Below are 26,433 nucleotides of genomic sequence, written 5' to 3'. Positions count from 1 at the left end.
GCCTCATCGCGGGCAAGCCTTGCTCCCACAAAGAGCTCTGTGGTGTACATAAGGCCCTGTGGGAGCGAGCTTGCTCGCGATGAGGCCATCGGCTATTTCACCGACTTGAGAAAAGCCGCCGTCTGCGGCTGCACCGGATTGCCAATCACCTGGTCCGGCGGCCCGATCTCATGGACCCGGCCATTGCAAAAGAACGCCACGCGGTCGGACACGTCCCGGGCGAAGCGGATCTCGTGGGTCACCAGCACCATGGTCATGCCGTCTTCGGCGAGCATGCGCATGGTGTCCAGCACTTCGCCCACCAGTTGCGGGTCGAGGGCCGAGGTGGCTTCGTCGAAGAGCATGTAGTCCGGCGACATCGCCAGCGCCCGGGCGATGGCCATGCGTTGCTGCTGGCCGCCGGAAAGCTTGCCGGGAAAGGCCTTGAGCTTGTCCCCCAGGCCCACATGTTCAAGCTGTTGCACCGCCAGTGCTTCGGCGTCCTGCTTGCTTTTGCCCAGCACCTTGCGCGGCGCCAGCATCACGTTTTCCAGCACGGTCAAGTGGGGGAAGGCGTTCCATTGCTGGAACACGATGCCGATCTTCTGCCGCAGGCGATTGAGGTCGGTGGCGCGGTCATGGACCTCGACGCCGTCCACGCGGATGCAGCCTTTCTGGATCGGTTCCAGGCCGTTGATGCACATCAGCAGGGTCGACTTGCCAGAGCCGGAACCGCCGATGATCGACACCACTTCGCCCTTGTCCACGGTCAGGCTCACACCCTTGACCACTTCCAGGTCACCGAAGGATTTGTGCACGTTTTCGATCTCAATCATTTTCCTGCCACCTTCTTTCCAGGCGTGCGCCGAGGCGGGCGACCACCAGGCTCATGACGTAGTAAATGAGGCCCGCGATGCACAGCACCAGCAGGGGTTCCTGAATGCGCGTGACGATGGTTTGCGATGCCCGCAGCAATTCGACGATGCCGATCCACATCACCAGGGCGGTGTCTTTCATCACGCCCAGTACCAGGTTCAGCCAGCCGGGAAAGGCCACCCGCGTGGCAATCGGCAGGACGATGAACCGCAGGTCCTGCACGTAGCTCAGGCCCAGTGACCGACTGGCCCGACGGGTGCTCAACGGCACCGCCAGCACGCCACCGCGGACGATCTCGGTGAAGTAAGCGGCGGCATAGACGCCGAGGACGATGCAACCGACGGCAAAGGCGCTGAGGTTCAGGCCGGCGATGCTCTTGAGCGAGTTGAACAGCACGAACTGGATCAGCAACGGCACGCTGCGGAACACGTCCAGCAACCAGGCCAACGGCAGGCTGGCCCGCGGCAACAACGCCCGCAGCAGACCGAACAGCAACCCGGCCAGGGTGCCCAAAAGGATCGACCAGACGGTCAGTTGCAGCGTGACCCAGGCCCCCTCGAGCAAATACAGCAGGTCGTTAACGCTGAGGCTTGTAGAAAACATGACCCACGCTCCTCAATAACGAAACAACCGCCAGGACAACAGCCGGGCCAGCCCGACGATCAGCTTGGCGATCAGGTAATACAGCACCGCCGCGAGGGCGAAGTATTCGAAGGTGCGGAAGGTCTTGACGTTGTATTCCTGGGTGACACCGGTGAGGTCGTTGTTCAGGCCGACGACCACGCCCAGGGACGTCATCAGCACCGCCCAGACCATCTGGTTGGTCAACGGGTAGAACACGATGCGCAACAGTTGCGGGACGATGATCATCCGGTAGGCCTGGAAGGCGCTCATCCCCAGGGAGCGGGCGGCGCGCATTTGCGTACTGGGCACGGCCTTGAGGCCGCCGCGAAAGTTTTCCGCCAGGTAGCCGGCATTGTTGAAGGTGATCCCGGCCAGCAAGGCCAGCCAGGAACTGACGTGCAGGCCGAGGGAGCCGAGGCCGAAGTAGAGGATGTAGATCTGGAACAGCGAGGGCGTGTTGCGGGCGATGGACACCCAGCCATTGCCCACGCCCCGCAGCAAGCGATTCGGGGCCTGGCGCATTACCGTCAGTACCAGGGCGATCAGCACGCCGAAAATCATCGACAGCGCGGCGGTCTCGAACGTCACCCAGGCCCCGGCGAGCATGTCGGGCAGGGCGCGCAAGGCCGGGCGCCATTGGAAGCTGTAGTCAAACATGAGTCGGGCTCCCGGTGCGGGCGGTGGGTTGCAGCCATGCCGGCGGCTGGCCGCGGGTCGAGGCGGTGCAGGCGGCCTCGACGCAGTCGGCGAGGGCGGCAAAGTGCACCCCACGCCCGACCAGGCCCGGTGCGTAGTGGGCGTATTTACCGGAGTTGGTCATCAGCGTGGTGGCGTGGGGCGCAATCACCGGTTCGCCCAACATGCACCAGCAGGTGTCGGTCACCAGCACCGCGCCGAACGCCTCGATGGCGGTCAGATACCCGGCTTTGCGGGCCTGCTCCAGCACTGTCCGGCCGCAGGTGATCGCCAGCATCACATACGGATGCTTGACCCGGCCCGCGCACAAGGTCGCCAGGGCGGCGAATTCGCTGAGGGAGAAATGCGGGTTACCCAGGGACACCACGTCCACCCAGTTGTCCCGGGCGCTGTTGAGCTCACGCCAACTGGCAAGCAGGCCGGCGGCATCGACGCTTTCCTGCGGCAAGGTGACGTCCTTCTCCAGGACATCGGCCGGGTCGAGGGCTTCCGGCGTTACCCCGGCGATGTGGAACAACGGCGCGGCACTGGTGGTGGCGAACGCGGCACCAAAGGCCTTGAGGTCGTCCAGGGTGGGCGCGGCGTGTTCCAGCCCACGTATCAGCGGGATGCGCCGGCCCGCCAGGATGCCGATGTGATAGCCCAGCAGTGGATAGAAACTGTCATCCACCTGACCCAGCGCCGGCACGTCGACGATCAGCCGGGCCTTGCGCGGGTCGTCGAGATGGCAGCCGGTCAACGGTGCCCGTCCGCACAGGGCGATGCAGATATCGAGGAAGTCCGGGTACTTCTGCGTGCGCGCCCCCAGCACGCTGTTGGCGTAGACCACTGCGTTGGATTCGGCCCAGACGATCTGTTCGCCGGCCTTTGGCGCGGTGTCCAGCAGGTAGGGCGCGCAGGTGAAACTCAGTTGGGCGCCCATTGCCATGTAGGCATCGCCCAGGGCACTGGCCGGCTCGCCCAGGGCCGGATCGACGCCCAGTTCCCGCCAGCGACGTTGGTCCACGGAAATGGAATTGAGGGTGGTGGGTACGCGAACCTTTGCCCCCCACTGCACCAGTTGTTCGGCAAAGCGCAGGCTGGCCGGGCCGGTGTAGATACAGCCGTCGATGTGGGCCTGGGTCACGTCCAGCAGTTGCGTGGCGCCCTGGATCTCGGCCATGCGCAGCACGATTTGCATCGCCACTTGGGCGGCCTTGCCGTAGGTGCCGTCGAGCAACGCCCGGTCCTGTTCGCTCAGCACCAGGGTTGAGGACGTGGGCGGCAGCGGCGCTGGGTCAGAACCTTGCCAACCGTCATTTGGGGGCCGGCCAGACAGTGTCAGGACGTCGCCTTCCAGGCGCACGAAACCCTGGCCGCGCAGCCCATTGAAGGCCTCGTGCCCCACGCACACCACTGGCAGCGAGCGTTGGAAAATCACCTGCGCCACCAGCACACCCAGGGTCAGGATTTCATCGGCTTCGGCGAGCACCAGGGCCGCGGGCGCGTGGCCGTTGCTGATCAACTCCATCAAGACGCTGCTGCCGGTGCAGGAGCCGCGTCCGCTGGGGATCGCCAGCACGCGCCCGGCCAGGCGCTGGCCACTCAAGGGATGGTGGCGGTCGATGACCTCGCCGCTGGCTGGATCGACCCCGCCCCAGAAACTCAGCCCCACCTCGGCGAACAGCAGGGCGCCCTGGGCGGCACCCTCCACCAGGCTGCGGCCTTTCACACGGACAGGCGTGCTTGGCATGCGCCGATCCTCAGTAATAGACCTGGGGAACGGTCAGGTTGGCCGGCGGGATGTCGGTGCCGACCCATTTGACGAACAGTTCCTTGTAGCGACCCGTGCGCACCTGCTGGTTGACGAACAGGTTGAGGTAGTTGAGCAGGCCGTATTCGCTGCGTTTGGCGCCGAGGGACACGTAGTCGATGACGTAGGGCGCGTCACCGGCGATCTTCAGGCCCTTGTACTTGCCCGATTTGAGGGTCGCGGCGGCCACGGTGTTGGTCACCACGGTGGCATCGATGTGCCCCTGGGCGACGGCCAGCAAGGTGTCGTTCTGCGACTGGTAGGCGCGGAAGCTGCCGCTGCCCCAGCTCTTCTGGTCCTTCTCCAGGGCGATGGCTTCGTAGGTGCTGCTGGTGTTGCCCAGGGCTTTGCCCTTGAGGTCGGCGTAGCTGTTGATGCCGGTGTTGTCGCGGGTCAGCACGACCATCTGGAAGGCGAAGTAGGGCACGGTCAGGCCCACGGTCTTGGCTCGCTCCAAGGTGTCGGAGGTGGAGGCGACGATGACATCGGCGCGGCCGGACAGCAGCGCGGGGATTCGGTCGGAGAATGGGGTTTCCACCACTTCGGCATCGACACCGAGAACCTTCGCCAGATCGTTGCAATAGTCCACGTCGAAGCCCGCCGGTTTGTTGCTTTCGTCGCGAAAGCCCATCGGGGGGAAGTCCAGGGTCACGGCGCAACGCAGCTTGCCGGAGCCGATGATGTCATCGAGCTTGTCGGCGTGGGCGGAAGCGATGAAAAGCGGGGTGAGGACAATGCTGAGGGCTACGGCCAATGCAGGGTTTTTCATAAATGCCTCGCTGTCGAATAAATGCGGTGAGATATCGTATTGAGGATTTCGTATACGATATTAGATAAGCAATCGGCGTGCCTGTTTCTGCTTGCGGCGCAGTAATCGTGCTGGAGGGCTGACCTAGAGGCGTTCCTGACGGGCGGTACACATAAGCGCGGGGTGCTACGTTGGATTCGGGGTGTTACAGATGGGAGCAGCCACAGGATCCGACGCCCCATCAGGGAACAAGAATCAGCGCTGATTCTCGCGATATTGGCTCGGCGACAGGCTGGTCAGGGCTCGAAACTGGCGGCTGAAGGCGCTGTGATCGGTGTAACCGCAGCGCAGGGCGATCTCGGTGATCGGCAGGTCTTTGTCGAGTAACAGCCGCGAGGCCTCTTCCAGTCGCGCCTTGTGAATCATCTGCCGCGGCGTGAGTTGGAAGATGCGTTTGCAGTGCCGCTCCAGTTGCGCCACCGACAACTCGGCGATGGCGGTCAGCTCGGCAAGGCTGATGGGGCGGGCGAAGTGCTGCTTGATATGGGCATCCACCGCCGCCAGTTTGTGGAACGCCGGATGGCTCGATTGCGGCAGTTGCAGGTCGCGGGAGATACCGGCCAGGCCGACGATCTGACCGTCTGGATCGTGCAGGGCGAGCTTGTGGGTCAGGCACCAGACGGGCTGGTTACCGTAATACAAATGCAGTTCGAGCTGGTCGGCCAACTCCCGCCCGCTGGCCAGCACCCGGCGGTCCTGTTCGGTGTACAGCGGGCCGAAGCGCTCGGGGAACACCTGGTCGGCGGTGAGGCCGAGCAGGTCACCGCTGTGTTTGAAACCGCAGCGCCGGGCCAGGGTCTGGTTGACGAAGGCGTAGCGGGCTTGCTTGTCCTTGATGAAAAACACCACGTCCGCGAGGGTGTCCAGCAGCGGGGCGATGGGCAGCAGGCTGCGCAGCAGGGTGTCGAGGTCGCAGGGGGCTAGGGAAGTGAGCGAGGGGTACATGGCCGGCGGCGTCTTTTTTGTGGGAGCGATGGCGCAGTGTCAGTCGAAAATGTGCTGGCTGTCACGCCGCTATCGCGAGCAAGCTCGCTCCCACAGGGTTCCGGTGTGTTCACAGATCTGGGGGTTATGGCAATCCCCTGTGGGAGCCGAGCTTGCTCGCGATGACGGCGGCACAGGCAGCATCTCTACCAACTGACCCACCGCTATCGCGAGCAAGCTCAGCTCCCACAGGGGATTTGTGGTGAGTACAGGTCAGAGTGGGATGTGTGTCGGGTTCAGGTGGGTGGGGTTTCTTCCAGGTTCAGCAAGGTTTCGATCCGCGCCGGGCTGAAAGGTGGGCGGGGTGTGGGTGGTGTCCAGCCGAACAGGTGTTCCAGGGCGGCGCCGCACACTCGGCCCTGGCAGGCGCCCATGCCGCAGCGGCTTGCCAGTTTTGCTTCGCGCCAGTTTTTATGGCCGACCAGTTCGCCGTACGGTACGTCTTCGCAGCGGCAGACCAGGGTGTCATTGCGGGCCAAGGTCTTGAGCCGTGGATCGAGGGCGAAGGCCTTGTTCAATGCCCCGGCGAAACCCTGCCAACGTGCGCGGCGCGGCCATAGCTGCTGGGCAGCTGCGCGATTGCCGACGGCGGCATGGCCGGCGATGGCGCCTTCCACCAGCGCCAGTTCGCTGCCGCCAAAACCGGTGCACTCACCGGCAGCGTAATGTTCATGGCGAGTGGTCGCTTGCCAGGCGTCAACCGCAAGCGCCTGGTCTTCAACCGCGCAACCCAGGGCCTGGCCTAATTGGGTATTGGGAATGAGCCCGAAACCACAGGCGAGCCGGTCGCAGGCCAATTCAATCGTCTTGCCTTGCTGATGCAGGCGCACGCCCTCCAGCCGTTCCCGACCGAGCGCTTCCACCACGTGGGTGTCGGTGCGGTAGTGCCGGTCGAACAGGCTGAACGATTGGAAAAACTTCCCCGGCCAGCGCGGCAGTTGTGCGGCGAAACCGGCGACGGCGCCGCGCCGGGCCTGCTCGGCGATGCGCAGCACTTGTGCGCCTTGATGCTTTGCCGTGGCGGCGCTGGCCAGCAGCAAGGGGCCGCTGCCGGCGATGACCAGCCGTTCGCCACGCACCGGCAAGCCACCCTTGATCAGCGCCTGCAAGCCGCCAGCACCGGTCACGCCGGGCAGTGTCCAGCCGGGAAACGGCAGCAGCCGTTCGCGGGCACCGGTGCAGAGAATCAAGCGCTCATAGCTGATCTGCCAGCCGCGCTCGGCATCTTCCACCAGCAAGGTTTTATCCGCCGCGCAGGCGATCACACGGGTGCCGGCATGGCAACGTACGTTGGCGCAGGTGTGCAGTTGCTCGCGCAGGCGTTGGGCGGCGCTGGGCAGGTTGGCCTGGGGGCCGTCGCGCCAGATCTGCCCACCGGGTAGCGGGTTGTCGTCCAGCAGCACGATACGCGCGCCGCTGCTGGCGGCGGCGAGGGCGGCGGCCATGCCCGCAGGGCCGGCGCCGATGATCAGCAGGTCGGTGGTTTCGTTCATGGCCGGGTCTGCACCTGCATGCCGTCGTGGCACAGGGTCTGGCAGGCCAGGCGTCGACGACCGTCGATCAGCACCCGGCACTCCTGGCAGATACCCATGCCGCACAACGGCGCACGGCGCTGGCCGCTGACCGAGGTGCGACTGCAACCATCCGCGCCCAACGCCAATGCCGCTGCGACGCTGGTGCCGTTGGCGACTGAGAGTGGGCGGCCGTCCAAAAACAAGTCAGGCATGGGGACAATCCTCCTTGGCTAAGCGGATGCCTTGGGCACACCCAGAACCTGTGGCGAGGGAGCAAGCTCCCGCCGGGCCTGTAGGAGCTGCCGAGCGGAGCGAGGCTGCGATCTTTTCCCTGATAGCTCGAATCTCAAGCGAAAGATCAAAAGATCGCAGCCTTCGGCAGCTCCTACGGTGCCCAGCGCGAGCTTGCTTCCTCGCCACAGGGTATGTGTGTCGGGCTTCAGGCATGGACCGGTTCTCCCAAAAAACGCTGCGGCAGGTAAGGCTGCGCGGCCAGTGGTGGGGTTTCGTCGAACAGTTGCGCGACGAGCAGGTCGGCCGTTGCCGGCGCTGTTGTGACGCCCAGGCCTTCGTGACCCACCGCCAGCCACAGTCCCTGGCGCTGTGGATGTTGGCCCACCAGGGGCAAGCCGTCGGGGCTTGCTGCGCGAAAACCGGTCCAGGCCCGGATGCCGTTCAGATGCGCCAATCCTGGCAGGTATTCGACGGCGCGCTTGAGCATCTTCGCCAGCATCCAGCCTTCCACCTGCGGGTCAAGCGTGCCGAACTGCCGCGAGGCGCCGATGAACAATTGTCCGGTCGGGCGTGGTTGGATATTGCACGCCACCGACGGTCCGCTGGCGTTATGGGCGCTGGTGACGTAGCCCAGTTCCACCAGGGTGTGGGTGACGGTGGCGGGGTAGCGGTCGGTGATCAGCAGGTGGCCCTTCTTCGGCACGATCGGCAGTTCCGGGCACAATTCAGTGGCCTGGATGCCATTGGCGAGGACCACCGCTTCGGCGCTCAACCAGCGACCGTCGTCGAGGCGCACGCGATGACCGTCGACTTCGCTGACCTGCGCCCGTTGCTGACGAATGTTGGGCGCGTCCAGCATCCAGCGAGCGGCCGCCGGGGCGTAGAGGATGCCGTCGCCCTTGATCAGCAGCCCACCTTCCAGGCCTGGGCGTAGCTCGGGTTCACGCTGATGCAGCGCGGCGTGGCCGATCAGTTCACAGGCTTCGCCATGGGCCAGCAGGTTCAGGTATTTGCTATGGGCCACCGCCATTTCTTCGGCATTGGCCGCCAGCCACAAGGTGCCGTTGTTGCGCCAGGCGCAGCCGTCGGGCAGGGCGGGGGCCAGCTCGCGCCAGCGTTGCAGGGAATATTGACTGAGGGCCAGTTCCGCCGGGTTGTCATCGAGCACCAGCAGGTGCCCCATGCCGGCCGCCGTGGCGCCGTGCCAACCGGCGTCCAGCACCAACACGTTGACGTTGCGTCGGGCCAGCGCCTGGGCGCAGGCCGCACCGATGATGCCCGCGCCAATGATGATCACGTCGGCGACATGGCCCTCGCTCACGGACGAATGCCCCAGGCGAACGGGTCATCCGCTTCGATGATCAGTGTGGTTTCGGCGCTGATGTAGGCGCGACCGCGAATGGTCGGCACGATGCGCTCGCCCGAGCGCTCGTAGGAGCCCTCGAACTCGCTGCCAATGACACTGGCCTGGCGCCAGATCTGCCCGGGTTGCAGCTTTCCATCGGCCGCCAGGCACGCCAGTTTGGCGCTGGTGCCGGTGCCACACGGGGAGCGGTCATAGGCCTTGCCCGGGCAGAGCACGAAGTTGCGGCTGTCGGCTTGCGGGTCGTCGGCAAACAGTTCGATGTGGTCGATCAGGCCGCCGTCCTCGCCGCGAAAACCTTGCTGCTCCAAGGCTTGCTGTACGGCGTAGGTGTAGGCGGTCAACGCGTCGAGGTTATCGCCGGCCACGCGTTGGCCATGTTCGGCGACCAGGAAAAACCAATTGCCGCCCCAGGCCACGTCGCCCACCACCGGGCCGATGCCGGGCACCTCCAGGGCCAGGGCATTGCGGTAACGGTAGGCCGGCACGTTGCGCACGCTCACCGAGCGGTCCTCGTGCAAGGTTGCCTGTACCGTGCCTACCGGGGTTTCGATGCTGTGTACGCCGGGGCCGATCCTGCCCAGGTGGGCCAGTGACGCCACCAGGCCGATGGTGCCGTGGCCGCACATGCCCAGGTAGCCGCTGTTATTGAAAAAGATCACGCCGGCACAGGCGCTGGGGTCCACCGGCTTACAAAGCAGCGCCCCCACCAGCACATCGCTTCCCCGCGGTTCGAGCACGCAGGCGGTGCGCCAGGCGTCGTGTTCCGTGGCCAGGCGTTGCTTGCGCTCGGCCATACTGCCCTGGCCCAGGTCAGGAAAACCGTCGGTGACCAGTCGAGTCGGTTCGCCGCCGGTATGGGAGTCGATCACGGTGATGCGTTTCATGGGAGGGCCACGTCCGTTCAGATGAGTGACGGCAAGCGTGGCCCGCGCCAGGGGGCGACGGCTTGATGGTTTTACCTGTCGCCGATGACGAAATCGGCACAGTGCAGGCCCATCAATGGCTGGAAGGCAGGAACTTGAACAAGGTCTCGCAGACCCCGGCGATGTGCTCGTCCAGCAGCATCACCGCGCGCTCGACGTCACCGGCGCGGCAGGCCTTGATGATTTCCCGGTGCTCGTGATCGGCGCGCTCCTTGCCCGCCGAAAGGCTCATTTGCATGCGCAAGTAGCGCTCCAGCTTGTCGTGGACCGAGCGGATCAAGCCCACCATGAAGGGCCGTTGCGCCGGTTCGTAGAGGCAGGCATGCAGTTGCCAGTTCAGTTCCGCCCAGCGGCCGACGTCGTCTTCACCGATGAACTCCCGGCAGATGCTTTCGGCACGGGCGAAGGTGGCTTCGGTCATGTTGGGAATCGCCAGGCGCAGCACTTTGTCTTCCAGCAGCATCCGCACCTCGAACATCTGCGCCAGCTCCGCCTCGGAAATGCGCGTCACCATCGCCCCGCGATTGCGCTGGAACATCACCAGGCCCTCGGCCTCCAGACGCTTGAGGGCTTCGCGCACGGGGATCTTGCTGACGTTGAACTGCCGGGCGATATCATCCTGGCGAATCGGCTCGTCCTCGGCAAAATGCCCGGCCACGATGGCATCGCGCAGGTGGCGGGTGATGATTTCCGAGGTGGAAGGGGTGTTGCCCAGGTCAGGCAGGTTGAACTTGGATAAAGTCACGGCGGCGGGTCGTTCGGCTTAGGTGGGGATATGGTATACGACTTTGCCGAGCGCGGTGTTCCGGAGAGGTTTTGTAGGAGCTGGCGAAGCCTGCGATCTTTTGATCCTGATCTTTCGCTCTCGACTCAATGGGCAGTGGAAAGATCGCAGCCTCGCTTCGCTCGACAGCTCCTACACAGTTCTTGCACAGTTCCAACAACCTGGCAGTTCAGCCGTGGGACAGGTGGGTCACATAAGCCTGCGTCCGGACGATGCGCCATCCGGTAACAGACGCCCCGGCCAGCAGCGCCAGGCCGAACACGATCAACGCCACATCAGCGCCGAAAGCGTCAGCCAGCAACCCGGTCACCACCACCGGGATGCTGAACCCGACATAGGCGAACAGGAAGAACCCGGCGCTGACCCGGGCTTTCTCCGCCCCGGCCATGGCCGTGATGGCGGACAAACCACCCAAGTACAGGAAACCGTAGCAGGCACTGCTGCCCCCCAAGGCTCCCAGCAACACGGCGAGCAGGGAGCCGGTGCTCGCGCCCCAGGCCAGCAACGCGTAGCTCGCAGGCAGGATCAACAAGCCCAAGCCCGTGGCCCTGGCCGGTTGCATGCGCCGAACCCAGGGCTGGAAGAGCAGGCCGCAACTGATGACCGTGAAGGTCGACAGGCCAGACCAACGCTGCAAGTCGTGGGTCGCCAGCACTGACGGCAATATGGCGATGACCAGGCCCGAGGTCGCCCAGGCCAACAGCATGGAAAAACTGTAGGGCAGGCTGCCGGCGGGAAACAACGGCAGGCGCAGCAACGGTGCGTCTTTGATTTTCAGCGCCGGGTCCGGTAACCGCCAGACCACGACGATCGCGATGGCAGCCAACATCAGCTGCAACCAGAAGCTGCCGGGCGTGGCGCTGTGATGGACGAACAGGAACAGACTGGTCAACGCCGCGCCCAGGCCAAAGCCCAGGGAAGTGCTGGCGGTGACCCGGTTGGCCGGCGAGCGGGGATCGCGGGTTGCCATGAGCTCAGCCATATAGGCGGTTGATGTGGCCGAGGCCAGCCCTGTGCCGACCCCCATCATCAGGCGCGCCACGCCCAGCGCCTCGAGGCTCGGCCAGAGCAGTGTCACCAGCGTCGCCAGCATCGACAGCCCGAGCGCGACCAGGATCAACGGCTTGCGTCCCACCCGGTCGGCCAGCCCGCCGAACGCCAGCAGGACCGGCAACACACCCAGCACATAACCGGAAAACGCCACCGCCGTGGCGCCGGCCCCGTAGCCGGACAACTGCGCATAGGTGGTGTACAGCGGCGCCTGCAGGTTGACCGCGAGGGTGATCAGGCAAAGGCCGAAAGCCAGTCCCCAGGAATGTCGATGCTGTGGGTTCAAGGGTGTTCCTTAAAGGGTGTGCATGAAGTCCCGGGGACTATCACTGCCGGGCACAGCGCAAACAAGGAACAGACCCAGGCCATTTGTGCTTAACTGTTCGCTCGAAAATCGAGAACACTTAGCCAAGAGTGCCAGCCGTGGACCTGAAGATTGATCGCAACGTTGCCGAGCCCGTGATCCGGCAACTCGTGACGCACCTCATGGGCTGGATCAACGCCCATGGCATCCGCCCCGGCGCGCGCATGCCGTCCATTCGCCAACTGGCCCGTGAGAACAGCCTGAGCCTGTCGAGCGTGATCAAGGCCTATGACCAACTGGTTGCCAGTGGGGTGCTGGAGTCTCGACATGGCGCGGGTTTTTTTGTCGCGCAGCAGTTGGCCCGACCTGTGGAGCCGGAGCCCGAAACGGATAACGCGCGGTGGCGGTTGTTCGACAATGAATCGACGCAGCTCAAGCTGGGGTGTGGCTGGCTGCCCGATGCCTGGCGCGACGACACCGACCTGGGCCAGGCGATCCGCCAAGTGGTGCGCAGCGACAACCACGCGTTGTTCAACTACAGCACCCCGCTGGGCTCGCCTCATCTGCGCCTGCACCTTCAAAAGCGCCTGGGCCTGATCGATATTCATGTCGACCCGGCGCAAATCATCACCACCCAAGGCGCCAGCCAGGGCCTCGACCTGCTGGTGCGAACCTTGCTCAAGCCCGGTGACCTGGTGCTGGTGGAAAGCCCCGGCTACTACAACCTGTTCAATCTGCTGAAGCTGCATGGGGTCAAGACCGTGGCGGTGCCGAGAACCGCGCAAGGCCCGGACATCGCCCGCCTGGAACAGCTTCTCGGTGAGCATAAACCCGCGTATTTCTTCATCAACAGCATGTACCACAACCCCACCGGTACCAGCCTGGCGCCGAGCGTGGCCTATCGTCTGCTGCAACTGGCAACCGCCCATGACTTTCGCCTCATCGAGGACGACATCTACGCCGATTTCCAGAACGGTCCGACCTCACGCCTGGCCTCCCTGGATGCCCTGGACCGGGTGATCTACCTGGCGAGTTTTTCCAAGACGTTGTCCAGTTCGCTGCGCATCGGTTACGTGGTCGCCCATCCCGAGATCATCCAGCGCCTGGCCGAAGTCAAGATGATTACCGGCATCGGTTGTTCGCTGCTGGCGGAAAACGTGGTGGCGACGTTGCTGGCCAACGGTGCTTATCGCAAGCTGATCCAGCGTTTGCGCCAGCGCCTGAACAAGCAGATGGCGAGCACGCTGCGCCAATTGGACCGGGCCCACTGGGAGGTGTTTGCCGAGCCAATGGGGGGCCTGTTCGTCTGGGCCAGGCCGCGGTGGCTGGCGGCACAACGGGTGCAGCAGATCGCCCGGGAGCTGCAAATCCAACTGTCCCAAGGCTCGACGTTCCTGCCCCAGGGCGAGGCGTGCGATTGGTTGCGGTTGAACGTGGCTTATACCCAGGATCATCGTGCGCAGGTGTTCTTCCAGCGGGTGGAGCAGGAGTCGATTGCGGCGGGTCAATAGGGTATGGGGGGATTGTTCTGGCGCCATCGCGAGCAAGCTCGCTCCCACATTGGATCTTCAGTGGGTACAAACCTTGTGGTTGGCCCCGGGCCCCCTGTGGGAGCGAGCTTGCTCGCGATGACGGACTGACCGGTCACAAAAAACGCCAGTGTTAATGGGAATAGATATCAAACGACAATGAGTTACTGTATCTTTCGCGACACATTTTTGTCAGCCTCCCGATGTGGGTGGCTTGTTTCCATTAGGATTGTGCATCGATGCGTCGGATTCTCGTTTCACTGTGTGTGCTCCAGGCTTATTCCATTCCCACCTGGGCCGAAGAGCCAATCCCTGCCAAGCCGGCCTCCCTTGAGTTGCAAGCCACGGATATCGTCGGTAACGCCGACTATGAATCAGCACAAGGCCCGGTGAAGGGCTATCACGCCACCCGTTCGGCCAGCGCCACCCGTACCGACACGGCGATCCATGAAACCCCGCAATCGATTTCCGTGGTGTCTCGCGACGTGGTCGAAGACCTCGGCGCCACGCGCCTGCAAGACGCCCTCGACTACGCTGGCGGCGTAGGCCGGGGCAACAACTTCGGCGGTCAGGGCCTGACCACCTTCACCGTCCGCGGCTTCACCACCGGGGAGTTCTACCGCAACGGTTTCCCGATCAACCGTGGCTACCCGAACATGCCGGACGCCAACACCATCGAGCGGCTGGAAGTCCTGCGCGGCCCGGCCACCATGCTTTATGGCCGTGGCGACCCGGGCGGTACCTTCAACGTGGTGTCCAAGCAGCCGTTGGCCGAGCGCACAGTGACCCTGGGCAGCCAGGTCAGCGACCAGGGGATGCGTCGCGGTACGCTGGACGCCTCCGGTCCATTGGACGAAGAAGGGCGCCTGGCTTATCGCCTGAACGTGATCGGCGAGGGTGGCGACACGTTCCGCGACCAGGTCGAGACCGAGCGCTACGGCATCGCGCCAGTGGTGAGCTGGCAGGTCAACGACACCACGCGCCTGACCTTCGAAGGCGATTTCATGCGCAACAACGCGCCGCTGGACCGTGGCTTGACCCATTACGCCGGGCAGCGCGGCACCGCGTCGCGCGATACGTTCTTCGGCGAAAAAGACGTCGGCAAGTTGCACAACGACAACAACATGCTGCAGGTGCGTTTCGAGCACATGCTCAACGACGACTGGACCCTGGCCGGTGGTACCCAGTGGCTCGACGGCACCTTGCAGGGCAATGCCGTGGAAGGCAACAGAATCGGCGCCGATGGGCGTACCCTGAGTCGCAACTTCAACTACCGCAAGCTGGAGTGGACCGACCGCGACACCCAGCTCAACCTCACCGGGCATTTTTCCACCGGAGGGTTCGAGCACACGTTGTTGACGGGGATCGAGTATGAAGACTACGACTACCAGTCAATCATTCAGCGTTCCTCTGGCGCCGTCGGTGCCTACCCGATCGATATCTTCGACCCGGTGCATGGCCAGCCACGCCCGGCATTGACGCGCACGCCCACCGATGACCAGGAAAACCTCAAGACGTTTGGTGTGTTCGTCCAGGATCAGGTGGCGCTGACTGAGCGTTTGAAGTTGTTGGCCGGGGCGCGGTTTGAGCGGTTCGAGCATCAGTACGAGAGCTTCGTCCCGCAGAACCCGCCCGGTAGTCGGAACTGGGACGTCACCGACAGCGCCGTCACTCCGCGCCTGGGTGTGATCTACGACCTGACCGACACCGTGGCGGTCTACGCCAATACCGCACGCTCGTTCAAACCCAACACCGGTGCCAGTCGCGAAGGTGGCGGGGGATTCAAGCCGGAAGAGGGCAAGTCCTACGAAATGGGTGTCAAGTGGGAAGCGCTGGATCGCCAGTTGAGCGTCGACGCAGCGATCTACCAGATTGAAAAGCGCAACGTCCTCACGCCCGATCCACTTGATTCCACCTTCAACGTGGCTGCCGGGGAAGTGCGCAGCCGTGGCTTTGACTTGAACGTGGCGGGCAATTTGACGCCAGAATGGCGCGTGATCGGTGGCTACGCGTATGTGGATGCCGAAGTGACCAAGGACATCAATATCCCGTCCGGCACCCGCTTGCTCAACGTGCCCAAGAACTCCTTCAGCCTGTTGAACGTCTACGAGTTCCAGGACGGTGGCCTCAAAGGTCTCGGCCTGGGCCTGGGCGCCAAGTACATCGATGAGCGGGCCGGCAATACCGCGGCCAGCACCTTTACCATGGACAGCTACACCGTCGTGGACCTGCTCGGTTACTACAAGGTCAACGAGCGGATTCGCCTCAACCTGGACCTGAAGAACCTGTTTGACGCCGACTACGAAGAGGGTGCATTCGGTGGCGTCTATGCCTACCCAGGCGCCCCGCGAACCGTGCAGGCCGGCATCTCCTACACGCTCTGAGTTCCGTGCTTCATGAAAACCCCGAAGGTTCTGCCTTCGGGGTTTTTCTTTTATTACCACTTGCCTGTGCTCATCCCGCCGTCCACCGGCAGTATCGCGCCCGTCGTGAAATCGGCGCCCGCCAGGTACAACACCGCTTCGGCGATTTCCTCGACGGTGCCCACACGACCGGCCGGAGCCAGGTTGTCGAGGAATGCACGGTGCGCCGGGTCGTGCATCGGCGTGTCGATGATGCCGGGGGCGACCGCGTTGACCTTGATGTTGTGGGGCGACAGTTCCAGGGCCAGGGCGCGGGTCATCTGGTTGACGCCGCCCTTGATCAACACCGGCAGCGCTGCCGGCACCTGGATGTTCGGTTGCAGGGCCACGGCGGCCGAAATGTTGATGATGAAGCCTTGCTGGCGCCCGATCATGTGCGCGGCAGCGGCCTGGCTGGCGTAGACCAGACCCTTGAGGTTGGTGTCCAGTAGCGCGTCCAGGTCTTGGGGGCTGTATTCGACGAAGGGTTTTGGCAAGAAGAAACCGGCGTTGTTCACCAGCCCGTCAACGGCGCCAAACGCCTCGACGGCTTGAGTGATGAGGGCGGTTGAAGTGGCCGGGTCAGCGATGTCGCCGGCCACGCCGATGAAACCGGCCGGGTGGCCGAGGTCGGCGGCAGCAGCCTCCAGGCCGGACGGGGAGCGGGCATTGCCCACCACGTTATAACCCCGACCCAGGAACGCCTTGACCAGACCCAGGCCGATCCCGCTGGAAGCGCCGGTGATGATGACGGTTTTTTTGAGACTCATGATTGACTCCTGATCACATTGAGTTGAACCGGTGCGCCTGTGTTGGCGGTGGTTGAGCTCAGGGTATTGATGCGCCAGGGTTTGATAAATAAGGCTGCTGGTACTTGAGTTGATACGTCATGTAATCAATGGCCGGAACCACACATAACCCCCTGTGGCCCCCTGTGGGAGCGAGCTTGCTCGCGATGGCGTCAGGTCAGTCGGTATTGATGGTGACTGACACACTGCAATCGCGAGCAAGCTCGCTCCCACAATATTCCGTGCTGATCGCAAAACCCACGTTCGCCAGTAATCCCCTGTGGGAGCGAGCTTGCTCGCTCCCACAGGATTGTCAGGCTGTCCGGTTGGCAGGCAGAAAAAAGCCCGGTCAATTGGACCGGGCTCGGAAGGGGGGAGGGTTATTCTTTCGGAAGACTTCGATACTGCGTCGTCGTCATCCCCGCATACCCCCAGTTATCCGTGTCGACTTCCTCGATCACGATGTGGGTCAAATGCGGGTCCTTGCCCAGTACGCGCTGGAGGGTTTCGGTGATTTCGGAAATCACCTGGGCTTTCTGTTCACGGGTGACGCCGTCTCGGGTAATTCGCACATTGACGAAAGGCATGTTGCACTCCTGCTGCTGAGAAAATGCGCAGGAAGATTCCCGCGCCGTTGAGGGGGCCACTGTATTTATACGCTGCAGACTGATAAACAGGCCTTTGGAAACTTCAGTTGATACGCGGTGTAATGAATCATGAAGCGTCATTTCGAAGACCTGCAGTTGGGCAGCATAGAACTGTTCTGCCTGGCGGCGGAGGCGGGCAGTTTCACCGCAGCGGCGCAGTTGGCAGGGGTTACCCCGGCGGCGGTGAGCCGCTCGATCTTTCGCCTGGAAGAGCGCCTGGGCTCACGGCTTTTCGTGCGCACTACCCGCGGCATCCGCCTGACCGAAGCCGGCAAGACCTATTTCGAGCAATGTCGGCAGGCGTTGACGCAACTGGTCGAGGCGCAACAGGAAATGATGGGCGCGCAATCGGTGCCGTCCGGGCAACTGCGCATCAGCCTGCCCACCACCTACGGTCATCACCGCATCCTGCCCTTGCTGCCGGCCTTCCGGGCGCTGTACCCGCAAGTCAGCGTGGACTTGCACCTGAGCAATCGAAACATCGATTTCGTTGCCGAAGGTTATGACCTCGCCATCCGGGTGCGGGCCCAGCCAGACTCGTCGATGATCGCCCGGCTGCTGGAAGACGCAAACCTGGTGGTAGTCGCGTCCCCGGATTATCTGCGCAAGGCCGGCACGCCGCAGGTCCTTGAAGACCTGGACGACCACGAGTGCATCCAGTTCGAATTGCCCAGCAGCGGGCGACGGATTTCCTGGTTGTTCAATGTCGAGGGCAAGGAAAAGGAAGTGTTCGGCGAAGGAGGCTATTGCTGTTCGGACGATGTGCTCGGCGGCGTGACGCTGGCCAAGCATGGCGCGGGCTTGTTCCAGACTTACAAATTCATCGTGGAACAGGAGCTGGCCAACGGGCAGTTGGTGGAGGTGCTTGCGCCGTTCGCGGGGCGCTCACGGCCGTTTACCTTGCTCTATCCCCACGGCAGGTACGTGCCGCAGCGGGTGCGCGCTTTTGTGGATTTCCTGCTGCAGTACCGGGAGCAGTGGGCCGCGATTTGAGGTGATTGTGATCTGTGGCGAGGGGATTTATCCCCGCTTGGCGCTGTAGGAGCTGGCGAAGCCTGCGATCTTTTGATCTTGATCTTTCGCTCTCGACTCAATTATCTGGGACAAGATCGCAGCCTCGTTGCACTCGTCAGCTCCTACTGTCCAGCGGGGATAAATCCCCTCGCCACATTGAATCCCAGCGGTTCAGTCAAATAGCGGCGCCCATGTAGATTTTCAGGTCAGAACCGAAACGCCTGACGACCGATCAGCAGCCATTTGCCATTCTTCTGTTTCTGCCAGATCTGGAAGTTCTCGATTTCCGTTGGCACCACCTCAGTGCCCTTGAGCGCCTGGGCCGAGAAGTGGTTGCGCACCAGCGCCACATCACCCGACAAGGTGATTTTCTGGTTCTGCATTTCCAGGGTCTTGAACGCGCTCTTGCCCGTTTCGATGTCGGCGATGAAGGCCTTCTTGTCCTGGATGTTGCCGCTGGAGTGACCATAGGTCAGGTTCTCGGCGGCCAGTGCCTGAAGTTGTGGGATGTCTTTGTGCAGCATGGCTTGGGTCAAATGATCGACCGCCTGGGCCACCTCCTGCTCGGGCGATGTAGCGGCGGCCGCCGCGTAGCCGCTGAACAGGCACAAGAAGCTGATGACCAATGTCGCTTTTTTCATGGGGATTTCCTTGTTGTTGTAGGTATCAGGAACGCGAGCGATGCTTGCTCGTCTGTCATCGTATAACTTGTTTCGGGATGGGGAAACTGCCGAGTGAATGTACGTTGCGTTTTTGATAAAAAAGATTGCGATCAGGTTCCTTGGGTATGCCCAGCCGCTATCATCTCGCTGGTTGTGCGCCGCTCCTGCGCGGACGAATTCGGAACAGAAGGAATCAGGATGTCCCCGACACTTTCAGACCGCTATCGCGGATGCTTACTGGGCTTGGCGTGTGGTGACGCCGTTGGCACTACTGTTGAATTCCTGCCACGGAATTCCTTTACCCCTGTGACCGACATGGTCGGTGGCGGCCCCTTCAGTCTCAAGCCTGGCCAATGGACCGATGACACATCGATGGCTTTGTGTCTGGCTGAGAGCCTGTTGCAAAAGCGTGGTTTTGATGCGGCAGACCAGATGGGCCGCTACCTCAATTGGTGGCATTGGGGTTATCTGAGTTCCACGGGTGATTGCTTTGACATTGGTATGACCGTTCGCGGTGCACTGGAACGCTATCAGTCCGATGGCGACCCATTCGCGGGGGATACCGCTGCTGATACGGCTGGCAATGGCTCGCTGATGCGCTTGGCACCGGTCGTGCTGTTCTTTTATCCGGATCGCGAACGCATTCGCGACTTTGCGGCTCTGAGTTCACGCACAACCCATGGGGCAACAGAGGCGGTGGAGTGTTGCCAGGTGTTGGCTGATGTCATTGCCAACGCATTGACCGGCGCTTCAAAGGCGGATGTGTTGCGTGTGGCGTCCGAGCAACTGACCGAGGCCAAAGTGATAGCGCTCGCCCAAGGGGCCTATCAGGGAAAAGGTCGTAGTGAAGTGTCAGGCACTGGTTATTCGGTGGCGTCCTTGGAAGCGGCGCTGTGGTGCTTTCATCAGACGGACAGTTTCACTGATGCGGTGCTGGCCGCGACGAACCTGGGCGACGACGCTGACACCACCGCTGCCATTGTCGGTCAGGTGGCAGGGGCATTTTATGGCGTGCAGGCTATTCCCTCCGATTGGTTGCAGAAATTGTGGATGCGACAGGAGATTGAAACCATGGCGGATGCGCTTCACTTGCAGTCTGAGCCACTTTTCAAGTAGTGATTTACCGTTCACCACTACCCTGTGAGTCCAATCGGTCTATGAGGAACCGCAGGTCAATATCGGGCAAGGTGCCATTTGATAACGCAACAAGTTATAGCCGGTCAGCTGTAGGAAAACTCCCCAAAGTATCCGCCAACGTATTATCTACGGAATGGCCTCGTTTAATATCGATGAGGCCAAAGCGTCCCGTAAGACACTGTATTTACACCCATACAGCCCCAAGAAATAACGAAGAAAAGTCGCCATGTTTAATTTCCCTAAACATATCCAACGCGACACGTTTAAATACATTCCACATAACGCCCCAAAGGCTACGAGACCTTGCGTCCTTACTTACGCATGCGTCAGAATCCGCTGGCTTGTGCGCTTTGCCCCTGGCCTCTATCGTTTACCTGCCACTGCCCATCAGTGGTCGGGTTTAGTCGCCCATCAGGTTTGGTAAGGTGCTTGAGCATCGTTCAGTCAGGTCATTTATATTCCTGCACTAAATGGTGGTTGTGCGCAGGGCGCCCTCGGGCGCGCCGGGTTTTACCAATTCCTACCGGTCGACTAACCTGCGTACAGCCGCCACCCTTCTTTTAGTCGAGAACGGTTGCAGCTCCAATGTAGGAATTGTCATTTATGTTCAAAGTAACTCCCAACCCCCCGGATATCGACTCGGTACTCTACGGCGACTCTCTCGACCCTGAAAAGTTGAAAGAGGCGGCAGACCGCGCGCTCAAGCACTACTTGAACCCCGGGGCAACGAAAACGCAGATACAGCCCCGCAAGCCCAGCACGATCTTCACCATCGACGCAGCGGTGGATGACGAAACGTTACTCGTTGAGGCGTGCGAATCCTTGGCATCCGCCAGCGTGATGGTCAGCGACCTCACCGATTTGACGGACGGCCCAAGACGCCAAACGATGCTGGTGCTGCAACGGGTCATCATGTTGGGTGAGCTAGCGGTCAATCGAGTACTGGATAACTACAAGCCTGGGTAGTCGCCAGGTAGTGTTGTGGGGGGCGCAGCGAGCGCCCCCACAACCTAGGTCCACGAAGCTCGGTGGAACGTTGGGTTCCGTCAGGCACTGCCAACCGCATGGGTCTTGCTGCTCCGCCTTCACAACCCTTCCCGAACCGCCCCCCGAATCCCTTCCAGCAACATGGTGAACGCCGGGTTGTCGTTGTCCTCGCGCCACACCAGGTGCAATTCGCTTTGCACCCCTTCACCCAGGTCGATCTCGCGAAACACCACCTGCTTGAACACCACGCTGCTGGCGCAACGCGGTACCAGCGCCAGGCCCATGCCGGCGTTGACCAGCGCCAGGATCGTCAGCGACGACCCCAGCCATTGTACGAATTGCGGCGCGACCCGGGCCGAGCGCAGCATGCCGGTGAGCAGTTCGTTGAAGGGCGGGTAGGCGGCGTGGGAGTACATGAGGAACGGTTGGGCGTCCAGATCCTGCACGCTCACGGTCTCGGCGCTGGCCAGCGGATGCCCGGCGGGCACCGCCAGCACGAAGGGTTCGCGCACCAGGCATTCGGTGGCGTAGCCGGTCTCCAGCAGGGGCGAGCGAACGATGCCCAGGTCGATGCGCCGAGCGCGCAGCGCTTCGTGCTGCTGGTAGGTGTTCATCTCTGCCAGGACGATTTTGACCTGGGGCTGTTTCAGCCGGGCCTCGGCAATCACCTTGGGCAAGAACTCGTACACCGCGCTGCCGACGAAGCTGATGGTCACCGAACCGATGTCACCTTGGGCAAAGCGCCGGGCGGCGATGGCGGCTTGTTGCGCCTGTTCCAGCAGGTTCTGCGCTTCGATGAAAAACGCCCGGCCGGCGGCCGTGAGCGCCACGCTGCGGGTGCTGCGGGTGAACAGTTCGACGCCCAGGTGGTGCTCCAGCAATTGGATCTGCCGGCTCAGCGGTGGCTGGGTCATGTTCAGGCGTTCGGCGGCACGACGAAAGTTGAGTTCGGTCGCCACGGTGGTGAAGCAGCGCAGCTGGGCCAGTTCAAACATTGATTCAATCCAGGTATCAATCAAGTGCCAAGTTAGATTAGACGGGAACAATCCACCGCGTCCATCATCGTCCCGTTCCCCACAAAAATAATGATCGGGAGGCACCCCTTGAATAACGTAACGGACTCCACCCATGACAGCACCCTGGCGCTCGCGGCGGCCAAGGTCAAACGTCATGTCTTGCCGTTGGTGGTGGTGATGTTCATCGTCAACTACATCGATCGGGTAAACATCGGCTTCGTACGCAGCCACCTGGAAACCGACCTGGGCATCGGCGCCGCCGCCTACGGGCTCGGTGCCGGGCTGTTCTTCGTCGGCTACGCGCTGTTTGAAGTGCCGTCCAACATGCTCTTGCAACGCTACGGCGCGCGGGCCTGGCTGACGCGCATCATGTTCACCTGGGGCGCGGCGGCCATGGCCATGGCTTTTGTGCGCGGCGAGACCAGTTTCTATGTGCTGCGCTTCATCCTCGGCGCGGCGGAGGCGGGGTTCTTTCCCGGCATCATCTACTACTTCACCCAATGGCTACCCGCCAACGAGCGCGGCAAGGCGATGGCGATTTTCCTCAGCGGCTCGGCCATCGCCTCGGTGATTTCCGGCCCGGTGTCCGGCGCCTTGTTGAACGTCAGCGGGATGGGCCTGCATGGCTGGCAGTGGATGTTCCTGATCGAAGGTTTCGCCTCCATCGTGCTGTGCGGGTTTGTCTGGTTCTGGCTGCAGTCGCATCCGAGCCAGGCGAAATGGCTGAGCGCTGAAGAGAAAGCCGTATTGATCGCCGCCATCGCCGAAGAGCAACGGGCCCGGGAAGCGGCCCAGGTGATCAAACCGTCGATGTTCAAATTGCTGGCCGACCGGCAGATCGCGCTGTTCTGTTTCATCTACTTTTCCATTGCCCTGACCATCTACGGTGCCACGTTCTGGCTACCGAGCATGATCAAGAAAATGGGCAACCTGGGGGACTTCCAGGTCGGTTTGCTCAACTCCATTCCATGGATCATTTCCATCATCGCGATGTACGGCTTTGCCGCCCTGGCCGGCAAATGGAAATTCCAGCAGGCCTGGGTCGCGGTGACGCTGGTGGTCGCTGCGTTTGGCATGTTCATGTCCACCACGGGCGGGCCGATCTTTGCCTTCGTGGCGATCTGTTTTGCGGCGATCGGTTTCAAGGCAGCGTCGGCGTTGTTCTGGCCGATTCCCCAAGGCTACCTGGATGCACGCATCGCGGCGGCGGTGATCGCCTTGATCAACTCCATCGGTAACCTCGGTGGTTTTGTCGCGCCGACGGCCTTCGGTTTCCTGGAGCAGACCACCGGCTCCATCGAGGGCGGCTTGTATGGGTTGGCCGCCACTTCGCTTGTCGCCGCCGTGGTGATCTTTTTCGCCCGCACCGCACCGAAGCGCGATACCCCGAACTCACGGTCCGGCCGCCCCGAAACCGTTGCCGAAGCCGATCAGTCGCAAACCTCTCAAGCTTTGAAACCTGGCCCATCGGGAGCCGCTGTATGAAGATCAAACGCGTCACCGTCACCCCCATCGCTTTTCGCGATCCACCTTTGCTCAACGCCAGCGGCATCCATGAGCCGTTCGCGTTGCGCTCGATCATCGAGATCGAGAGCGACAACGGTTACATCGGCCTCGGCGAGAGCTACGGCGATGCGCCGGCCCTGGCGATCCAGCAGCAGTTGCAGAGCCAGTTGATCGGCCTGGATCCGTTCAACCTCAACCAGTTGCGGGCCATCGTCCAGGCGACCGTCGCCGCGCAGAAACCGGTCAGCGTTGCCGGTGCCGAACTGGCACCGGGTTCCCACGCGAGCAAGGCGGTGAGCAATGCCTATTCGGCGTTCGAAGTGGCTTGCCTGGATTTGCAGGCCCATTACCTGAACGTGCCGCTGGTGGACCTGCTGGGCGGCGCGATTCGCGACGAGATTCCGTTCAGCGCCTATCTGTTTTTCAAGTACGCCCAGCACATCGATTCGCCGTACCCGCCCGACAGTTGGGGCGAGGCGCTCGACGAACAACAGATAGTTGCCCAGGCCCGGCGGATGATCCAGGACTATGGCTTCAAGAGCATCAAGCTCAAGGCCGGTGCCCTCGATCCGGAGCATGAAGTCGCCTGCGTCAAGGCGCTGAAACGGGCGTTTCCCGGCTATCCGTTGCGCATCGATCCCAATGGCAACTGGTCCCTGGAAACCTCGATTCGCATGGCCGAACTGCTGGGGGATGACCTGCAGTATTACGAAGACCCGACGCCGGGACTTGCGGGCATGGCCGAGCTGCACAAGCGTACGGGGTTGCCGCTGGCGACCAATATGGTGGTCACCGATTTCGATGAGTTTCGCCGCAGCGTGGCGCTGGACAGTGTGCAGATCGTGTTGGCCGACCACCATTACTGGGGCGGCCTGCGCGACACCCAGGCCTTGGCGAAAATGTGCAGCACCTTCGGCCTGGGCGTGTCGATGCATTCGAACTCGCACCTGGGCATCAGCCTCATGGCCATGGCCCACGTGGCGGCCGCGGTGCCGAACCTGGACTACGCCTGCGACACCCATTACCCGTGGCAGGAACCGGATGAAGAAGTGATCAAGGGCGGCAAGCTGCCAATTGTCGACGGCTGCGTGAAGATCACCCGCGCGCCGGGCCTGGGCTTGGAACTGGACCGGGATCAACTGGGCAAGCTGCATGAGCAGTTCCTCAGCTGCGGCATCCGCCAGCGCGACGATGTGCGGCAGATGCAGCGCTACCGGCCGGACTGGAAGACCGTCAAACCGCGGTTCTGAGCCGAAGGCGAGGGGCCTGCTGCGCAGGCCAGCGGGAGCAAGCTCCCTCGCCACAAAAGCTGGATTTGACTTCAATTTTGAGTGTGGGTGCGACCCCTGTGGCGAGGGAGCTTGCTCCCGCTGGGCTGCGCAGCAGCCCCAAACCAGCCAACTCCCTATGACTGCCCAATGGGTTGATCCTCCCAGGCCGCCCTGCGGCCCACACCCAAAGTACCGCACCCGCCAGCCTCGCCGTCTTACACCCAAACTGCCGCGCCGGGTCGGCGCTGCCAAAGCATTCGCCAATTGCCTCCAAGGCAGCGTATGACGCGCCCGGGCGCCTTTCGATAATCGCCTCCGACATCCCGTCCCCTGTTGCGGAGCGCGCCATGCACAACAATAAAAATACCCGCCAACGTTTTTTGCCTGCGGTCATCGCAGGTGTTTCGAGCCTGGGCCTGATGCCTTGGGCCAACGCCGAAATCATGCTGTACGACAAGGACCAGACTACCTTTTCCACCGACGGCTACATCAACGCCTTTTACGTCAACAGCGACGTCGACCGCGCGGGTGAGCAGTACGATCGTCGGCAGGCACGGGTCAAGATGGGCTTCTTGCCCAACTACCTGGGCTTCAACATGGGCAAGCAGGTCGATGACCTCAAGCTCGGTGCCCGGGCCTCGTTCTGGGTGACCATCAACGACAGTGAAACCAATGGCACCGACACCGCCATCGACGTGCGCCAGTTCTACGGCACCGTGGCGAACCCGGAGTGGGGTGAGGTGCTGATCGGCAAGGACTTCGGCCTGTTTGCCCGCTCCAACATCCTGCTGGACGAGTTACTCGCCGGTTACGGTCAGGTCAGTGACAGCCTGGGGTTGGTGGATGGCGGTGGCGTTTCGTTCGGCAACATCGGCAGCGGTTATCCGTACCCGTTCCCGACCTCGCAGATCACCTACCGCACGCCGGTGATGGAGGGCTTGCGCGTGGCGGTGGGGATCATGGACCCGGTGGACACCAACGACAACAGCGCCACCGGCAAGGCCTACCAGGAAAACCCGCGCACCGAGAGCGAGATCACCTACCAGTTCGACCTGGGCGGTGCGAAGATCTACAGCTGGCTCAACGGCAGCTACCAGACCTCGGACAACACCGACTCCACTGTCGAATCGGTCACTTCCAAGGGCCTGGGGTATGGCGTGCAGGCGAAGATGGGCGGGTTGTCACTGACCGGCTCGGGGTTCCAGGCCAAGGGCATCAACCCGTTCTTCACCAACAACGCCGGTGAAGCCACCCTGCGCAATGTCGACAGCAAGGGCTACCTGTTGCAGGGCTCCTACAAGCTGGGCAAGAACCGCCTGGCGTTGTCCTACGGCAAGACCGATGACGACGGCAACGGCGTGGTGGGCAGTGGCGCCGATTACGAAACCCGTGGCATCGCGCTGTTCCACGACATCAACGACAACCTCAAGCTCGTGGCCGAGTACAACCAGTTCGAAATCAACGGCCACGACACCAGCGCCCAGAACGAAGACACCGATACCTTTGCGGTGGGTGCGGTACTCACCTGGTAAGGGTGACC

24 protein-coding genes are annotated in these 26,433 nt (G+C 62.4%); 8 read left to right on the top strand and 16 right to left on the bottom strand.

The genetic code is table 11. From position 1 onward, the window contains the following. Nucleotides 1-92: 92 nt before the first annotated feature. The 12 genes from LOY50_RS15845 to LOY50_RS15790 all read right to left on the bottom strand — a co-directional run bounded on the left by LOY50_RS15845 (nucleotide 93) and on the right by LOY50_RS15790 (nucleotide 11,916). Nucleotides 93-815, bottom strand: coding sequence for an amino acid ABC transporter ATP-binding protein (locus tag LOY50_RS15845; protein WP_258688289.1), 723 nt, complete (start codon nucleotides 813-815; stop codon nucleotides 93-95). Beyond that, a complete protein-coding gene (locus tag LOY50_RS15840) occupies nucleotides 808-1,458 on the bottom strand; it encodes an amino acid ABC transporter permease (RefSeq protein WP_003202560.1) in 651 nt (216 codons plus the stop codon). The genes LOY50_RS15845 and LOY50_RS15840 overlap by 8 nt, the downstream gene beginning before the upstream one ends. Before the next feature lie 12 nt (nucleotides 1,459-1,470). After that, on the bottom strand, nucleotides 1,471-2,136 hold the full coding sequence (locus tag LOY50_RS15835; protein WP_013693525.1) for an amino acid ABC transporter permease: 666 nt from the start codon (nucleotides 2,134-2,136) through the stop codon (nucleotides 1,471-1,473). Beyond that, the gene (locus LOY50_RS15830) at nucleotides 2,129-3,907 is read right to left on the bottom strand and encodes an aconitase family protein (protein WP_258688288.1); all 1,779 of its coding nucleotides are present in this window, start codon (nucleotides 3,905-3,907) and stop codon (nucleotides 2,129-2,131) included. Before LOY50_RS15830 ends, LOY50_RS15835 begins: the two co-directional genes overlap by 8 nt. 10 nt (nucleotides 3,908-3,917) lie before the next feature. After that, a complete protein-coding gene (locus LOY50_RS15825; RefSeq protein ID WP_258688287.1) occupies nucleotides 3,918-4,736 on the bottom strand; it encodes a transporter substrate-binding domain-containing protein in 819 nt (272 codons plus the stop codon). Nucleotides 4,737-4,970: 234 nt separating this feature from the next. Further along, nucleotides 4,971-5,720 (bottom strand): AraC family transcriptional regulator, encoded by a 750-nt coding sequence (locus tag LOY50_RS15820; protein ID WP_258688286.1) that lies wholly within the window; start codon nucleotides 5,718-5,720, stop codon nucleotides 4,971-4,973. A gap of 275 nt (nucleotides 5,721-5,995) precedes the next feature. Next, on the bottom strand, nucleotides 5,996-7,252 hold the full coding sequence (locus tag LOY50_RS15815; RefSeq protein ID WP_258688285.1) for an FAD/NAD(P)-binding oxidoreductase: 1,257 nt from the start codon (nucleotides 7,250-7,252) through the stop codon (nucleotides 5,996-5,998). Next, nucleotides 7,249-7,485 (bottom strand): 2Fe-2S iron-sulfur cluster-binding protein, encoded by a 237-nt coding sequence (locus LOY50_RS15810; protein WP_003202550.1) that lies wholly within the window; start codon nucleotides 7,483-7,485, stop codon nucleotides 7,249-7,251. The genes LOY50_RS15815 and LOY50_RS15810 overlap by 4 nt, the downstream gene beginning before the upstream one ends. A gap of 227 nt (nucleotides 7,486-7,712) precedes the next feature. Then, a complete protein-coding gene (locus tag LOY50_RS15805; protein ID WP_258688284.1) occupies nucleotides 7,713-8,828 on the bottom strand; it encodes an FAD-binding oxidoreductase in 1,116 nt (371 codons plus the stop codon). Beyond that, complete coding sequence (locus tag LOY50_RS15800; RefSeq protein ID WP_258688282.1) at nucleotides 8,825-9,757, bottom strand: 4-hydroxyproline epimerase; 933 nt, start codon at nucleotides 9,755-9,757, stop codon at nucleotides 8,825-8,827. The genes LOY50_RS15805 and LOY50_RS15800 overlap by 4 nt, the downstream gene beginning before the upstream one ends. A 112-nt stretch (nucleotides 9,758-9,869) precedes the next feature. Next, a complete protein-coding gene (locus LOY50_RS15795; protein ID WP_230148840.1) occupies nucleotides 9,870-10,541 on the bottom strand; it encodes a GntR family transcriptional regulator in 672 nt (223 codons plus the stop codon). Between the two features lie 208 nt (nucleotides 10,542-10,749). Beyond that, complete coding sequence (locus LOY50_RS15790; RefSeq protein ID WP_258688280.1) at nucleotides 10,750-11,916, bottom strand: MFS transporter; 1,167 nt, start codon at nucleotides 11,914-11,916, stop codon at nucleotides 10,750-10,752. Nucleotides 11,917-12,053: 137 nt separating this feature from the next. On the opposite strand from LOY50_RS15790, the gene LOY50_RS15785 reads away from it, so the two are divergent. Together LOY50_RS15785 and LOY50_RS15780 are read left to right on the top strand one after the other, a co-directional pair. Next, on the top strand, nucleotides 12,054-13,445 hold the full coding sequence (locus tag LOY50_RS15785; protein ID WP_258688278.1) for a PLP-dependent aminotransferase family protein: 1,392 nt from the start codon (nucleotides 12,054-12,056) through the stop codon (nucleotides 13,443-13,445). Nucleotides 13,446-13,702: 257 nt separating this feature from the next. Next, nucleotides 13,703-15,847, top strand: coding sequence for a TonB-dependent siderophore receptor (locus LOY50_RS15780; protein WP_258688276.1), 2,145 nt, complete (start codon nucleotides 13,703-13,705; stop codon nucleotides 15,845-15,847). A 53-nt stretch (nucleotides 15,848-15,900) separates the two neighbouring features. On the opposite strand, the gene LOY50_RS15775 is transcribed toward LOY50_RS15780, so the two are convergent. Further along, on the bottom strand, nucleotides 15,901-16,635 hold the full coding sequence (locus LOY50_RS15775; RefSeq protein WP_258688275.1) for an SDR family NAD(P)-dependent oxidoreductase: 735 nt from the start codon (nucleotides 16,633-16,635) through the stop codon (nucleotides 15,901-15,903). A gap of 398 nt (nucleotides 16,636-17,033) precedes the next feature. Further along, a complete protein-coding gene (locus tag LOY50_RS15770) occupies nucleotides 17,034-17,240 on the bottom strand; it encodes a 4-oxalocrotonate tautomerase family protein (protein ID WP_003202537.1) in 207 nt (68 codons plus the stop codon). Between the two features lie 129 nt (nucleotides 17,241-17,369). Here LOY50_RS15770 and LOY50_RS15765 point away from each other — a divergent pair, with 129 nt between their 5' ends. Further along, the gene (locus LOY50_RS15765; protein WP_258688274.1) at nucleotides 17,370-18,293 is read left to right on the top strand and encodes a LysR family transcriptional regulator; all 924 of its coding nucleotides are present in this window, start codon (nucleotides 17,370-17,372) and stop codon (nucleotides 18,291-18,293) included. Between the two features lie 227 nt (nucleotides 18,294-18,520). Here the strand turns inward: LOY50_RS15765 and LOY50_RS15760 are convergent, their stop codons facing one another. Continuing rightward, complete coding sequence (locus LOY50_RS15760; RefSeq protein ID WP_053119603.1) at nucleotides 18,521-18,955, bottom strand: nuclear transport factor 2 family protein; 435 nt, start codon at nucleotides 18,953-18,955, stop codon at nucleotides 18,521-18,523. Nucleotides 18,956-19,174: 219 nt separating this feature from the next. On the opposite strand from LOY50_RS15760, the gene LOY50_RS15755 reads away from it, so the two are divergent. Then, a complete protein-coding gene (locus tag LOY50_RS15755; RefSeq protein ID WP_258688273.1) occupies nucleotides 19,175-20,092 on the top strand; it encodes an ADP-ribosylglycohydrolase family protein in 918 nt (305 codons plus the stop codon). A 624-nt stretch (nucleotides 20,093-20,716) separates the two neighbouring features. Beyond that, nucleotides 20,717-21,079, top strand: a complete 363-nt coding sequence (locus tag LOY50_RS15750) for a DUF6124 family protein (protein WP_258688272.1) — start codon at nucleotides 20,717-20,719, stop codon at nucleotides 21,077-21,079. 119 nt (nucleotides 21,080-21,198) lie between these two features. Here LOY50_RS15750 and LOY50_RS15745 read toward each other — a convergent pair whose 3' ends face one another. After that, a complete protein-coding gene (locus LOY50_RS15745; protein WP_057452151.1) occupies nucleotides 21,199-22,095 on the bottom strand; it encodes a LysR substrate-binding domain-containing protein in 897 nt (298 codons plus the stop codon). A gap of 108 nt (nucleotides 22,096-22,203) precedes the next feature. Between LOY50_RS15745 and LOY50_RS15740 the strand changes: the two genes are divergently transcribed. The 3 genes from LOY50_RS15740 (at nucleotide 22,204) to LOY50_RS15730 (ending at nucleotide 26,425) form a co-directional block, all read left to right on the top strand. Next, nucleotides 22,204-23,601: an MFS transporter gene (locus tag LOY50_RS15740; RefSeq protein WP_253475434.1), complete on the top strand. Its 1,398-nt coding sequence runs from the start codon at nucleotides 22,204-22,206 to the stop codon at nucleotides 23,599-23,601. Then, nucleotides 23,598-24,872 (top strand): glucarate dehydratase family protein, encoded by a 1,275-nt coding sequence (locus LOY50_RS15735; protein WP_258688271.1) that lies wholly within the window; start codon nucleotides 23,598-23,600, stop codon nucleotides 24,870-24,872. Before LOY50_RS15740 ends, LOY50_RS15735 begins: the two co-directional genes overlap by 4 nt. A 368-nt stretch (nucleotides 24,873-25,240) precedes the next feature. Then, entirely contained in the window at nucleotides 25,241-26,425 is a 1,185-nt protein-coding gene (locus LOY50_RS15730; RefSeq protein WP_258688270.1) for a porin, read from the top strand. The last annotated feature ends 8 nt before the right edge of the window (nucleotides 26,426-26,433 follow it).

Source organism: Pseudomonas sp. B21-010 (genome assembly GCF_024749325.1).
Taxonomy (GTDB): Bacteria; Pseudomonadota; Gammaproteobacteria; order Pseudomonadales; family Pseudomonadaceae; genus Aquipseudomonas; species Aquipseudomonas kilonensis.
This window is presented reverse-complemented; position numbering and strand designations above follow the sequence as displayed.

What these genes read in the sequence shown, in the direction of transcription:
- LOY50_RS15845 (WP_258688289.1), bottom strand. Translation starts at nt 815, where the DNA reads ATGATTGAGATCGAAAACGTGCACAAATCCTTCGGTGACCTGGAAGTG.
- LOY50_RS15840 (WP_003202560.1), bottom strand. Translation starts at nt 1,458, where the DNA reads ATGTTTTCTACAAGCCTCAGCGTTAACGACCTGCTGTATTTGCTCGAG.
- LOY50_RS15835 (WP_013693525.1), bottom strand. Translation starts at nt 2,136, where the DNA reads ATGTTTGACTACAGCTTCCAATGGCGCCCGGCCTTGCGCGCCCTGCCC.
- LOY50_RS15830 (WP_258688288.1), bottom strand. Translation starts at nt 3,907, where the DNA reads ATGCCAAGCACGCCTGTCCGTGTGAAAGGCCGCAGCCTGGTGGAGGGT.
- LOY50_RS15825 (WP_258688287.1), bottom strand. Translation starts at nt 4,736, where the DNA reads ATGAAAAACCCTGCATTGGCCGTAGCCCTCAGCATTGTCCTCACCCCG.
- LOY50_RS15820 (WP_258688286.1), bottom strand. Translation starts at nt 5,720, where the DNA reads ATGTACCCCTCGCTCACTTCCCTAGCCCCCTGCGACCTCGACACCCTG.
- LOY50_RS15815 (WP_258688285.1), bottom strand. Translation starts at nt 7,252, where the DNA reads ATGAACGAAACCACCGACCTGCTGATCATCGGCGCCGGCCCTGCGGGC.
- LOY50_RS15810 (WP_003202550.1), bottom strand. Translation starts at nt 7,485, where the DNA reads ATGCCTGACTTGTTTTTGGACGGCCGCCCACTCTCAGTCGCCAACGGC.
- LOY50_RS15800 (WP_258688282.1), bottom strand. Translation starts at nt 9,757, where the DNA reads ATGAAACGCATCACCGTGATCGACTCCCATACCGGCGGCGAACCGACT.
- LOY50_RS15780 (WP_258688276.1), top strand. Translation starts at nt 13,703, where the DNA reads ATGCGTCGGATTCTCGTTTCACTGTGTGTGCTCCAGGCTTATTCCATT.
- LOY50_RS15775 (WP_258688275.1), bottom strand. Translation starts at nt 16,635, where the DNA reads ATGAGTCTCAAAAAAACCGTCATCATCACCGGCGCTTCCAGCGGGATC.
- LOY50_RS15770 (WP_003202537.1), bottom strand. Translation starts at nt 17,240, where the DNA reads ATGCCTTTCGTCAATGTGCGAATTACCCGAGACGGCGTCACCCGTGAA.
- LOY50_RS15765 (WP_258688274.1), top strand. Translation starts at nt 17,370, where the DNA reads ATGAAGCGTCATTTCGAAGACCTGCAGTTGGGCAGCATAGAACTGTTC.
- LOY50_RS15760 (WP_053119603.1), bottom strand. Translation starts at nt 18,955, where the DNA reads ATGAAAAAAGCGACATTGGTCATCAGCTTCTTGTGCCTGTTCAGCGGC.
- LOY50_RS15755 (WP_258688273.1), top strand. Translation starts at nt 19,175, where the DNA reads ATGTCCCCGACACTTTCAGACCGCTATCGCGGATGCTTACTGGGCTTG.
- LOY50_RS15750 (WP_258688272.1), top strand. Translation starts at nt 20,717, where the DNA reads ATGTTCAAAGTAACTCCCAACCCCCCGGATATCGACTCGGTACTCTAC.
- LOY50_RS15745 (WP_057452151.1), bottom strand. Translation starts at nt 22,095, where the DNA reads ATGTTTGAACTGGCCCAGCTGCGCTGCTTCACCACCGTGGCGACCGAA.
- LOY50_RS15735 (WP_258688271.1), top strand. Translation starts at nt 23,598, where the DNA reads ATGAAGATCAAACGCGTCACCGTCACCCCCATCGCTTTTCGCGATCCA.
- LOY50_RS15730 (WP_258688270.1), top strand. Translation starts at nt 25,241, where the DNA reads ATGCACAACAATAAAAATACCCGCCAACGTTTTTTGCCTGCGGTCATC.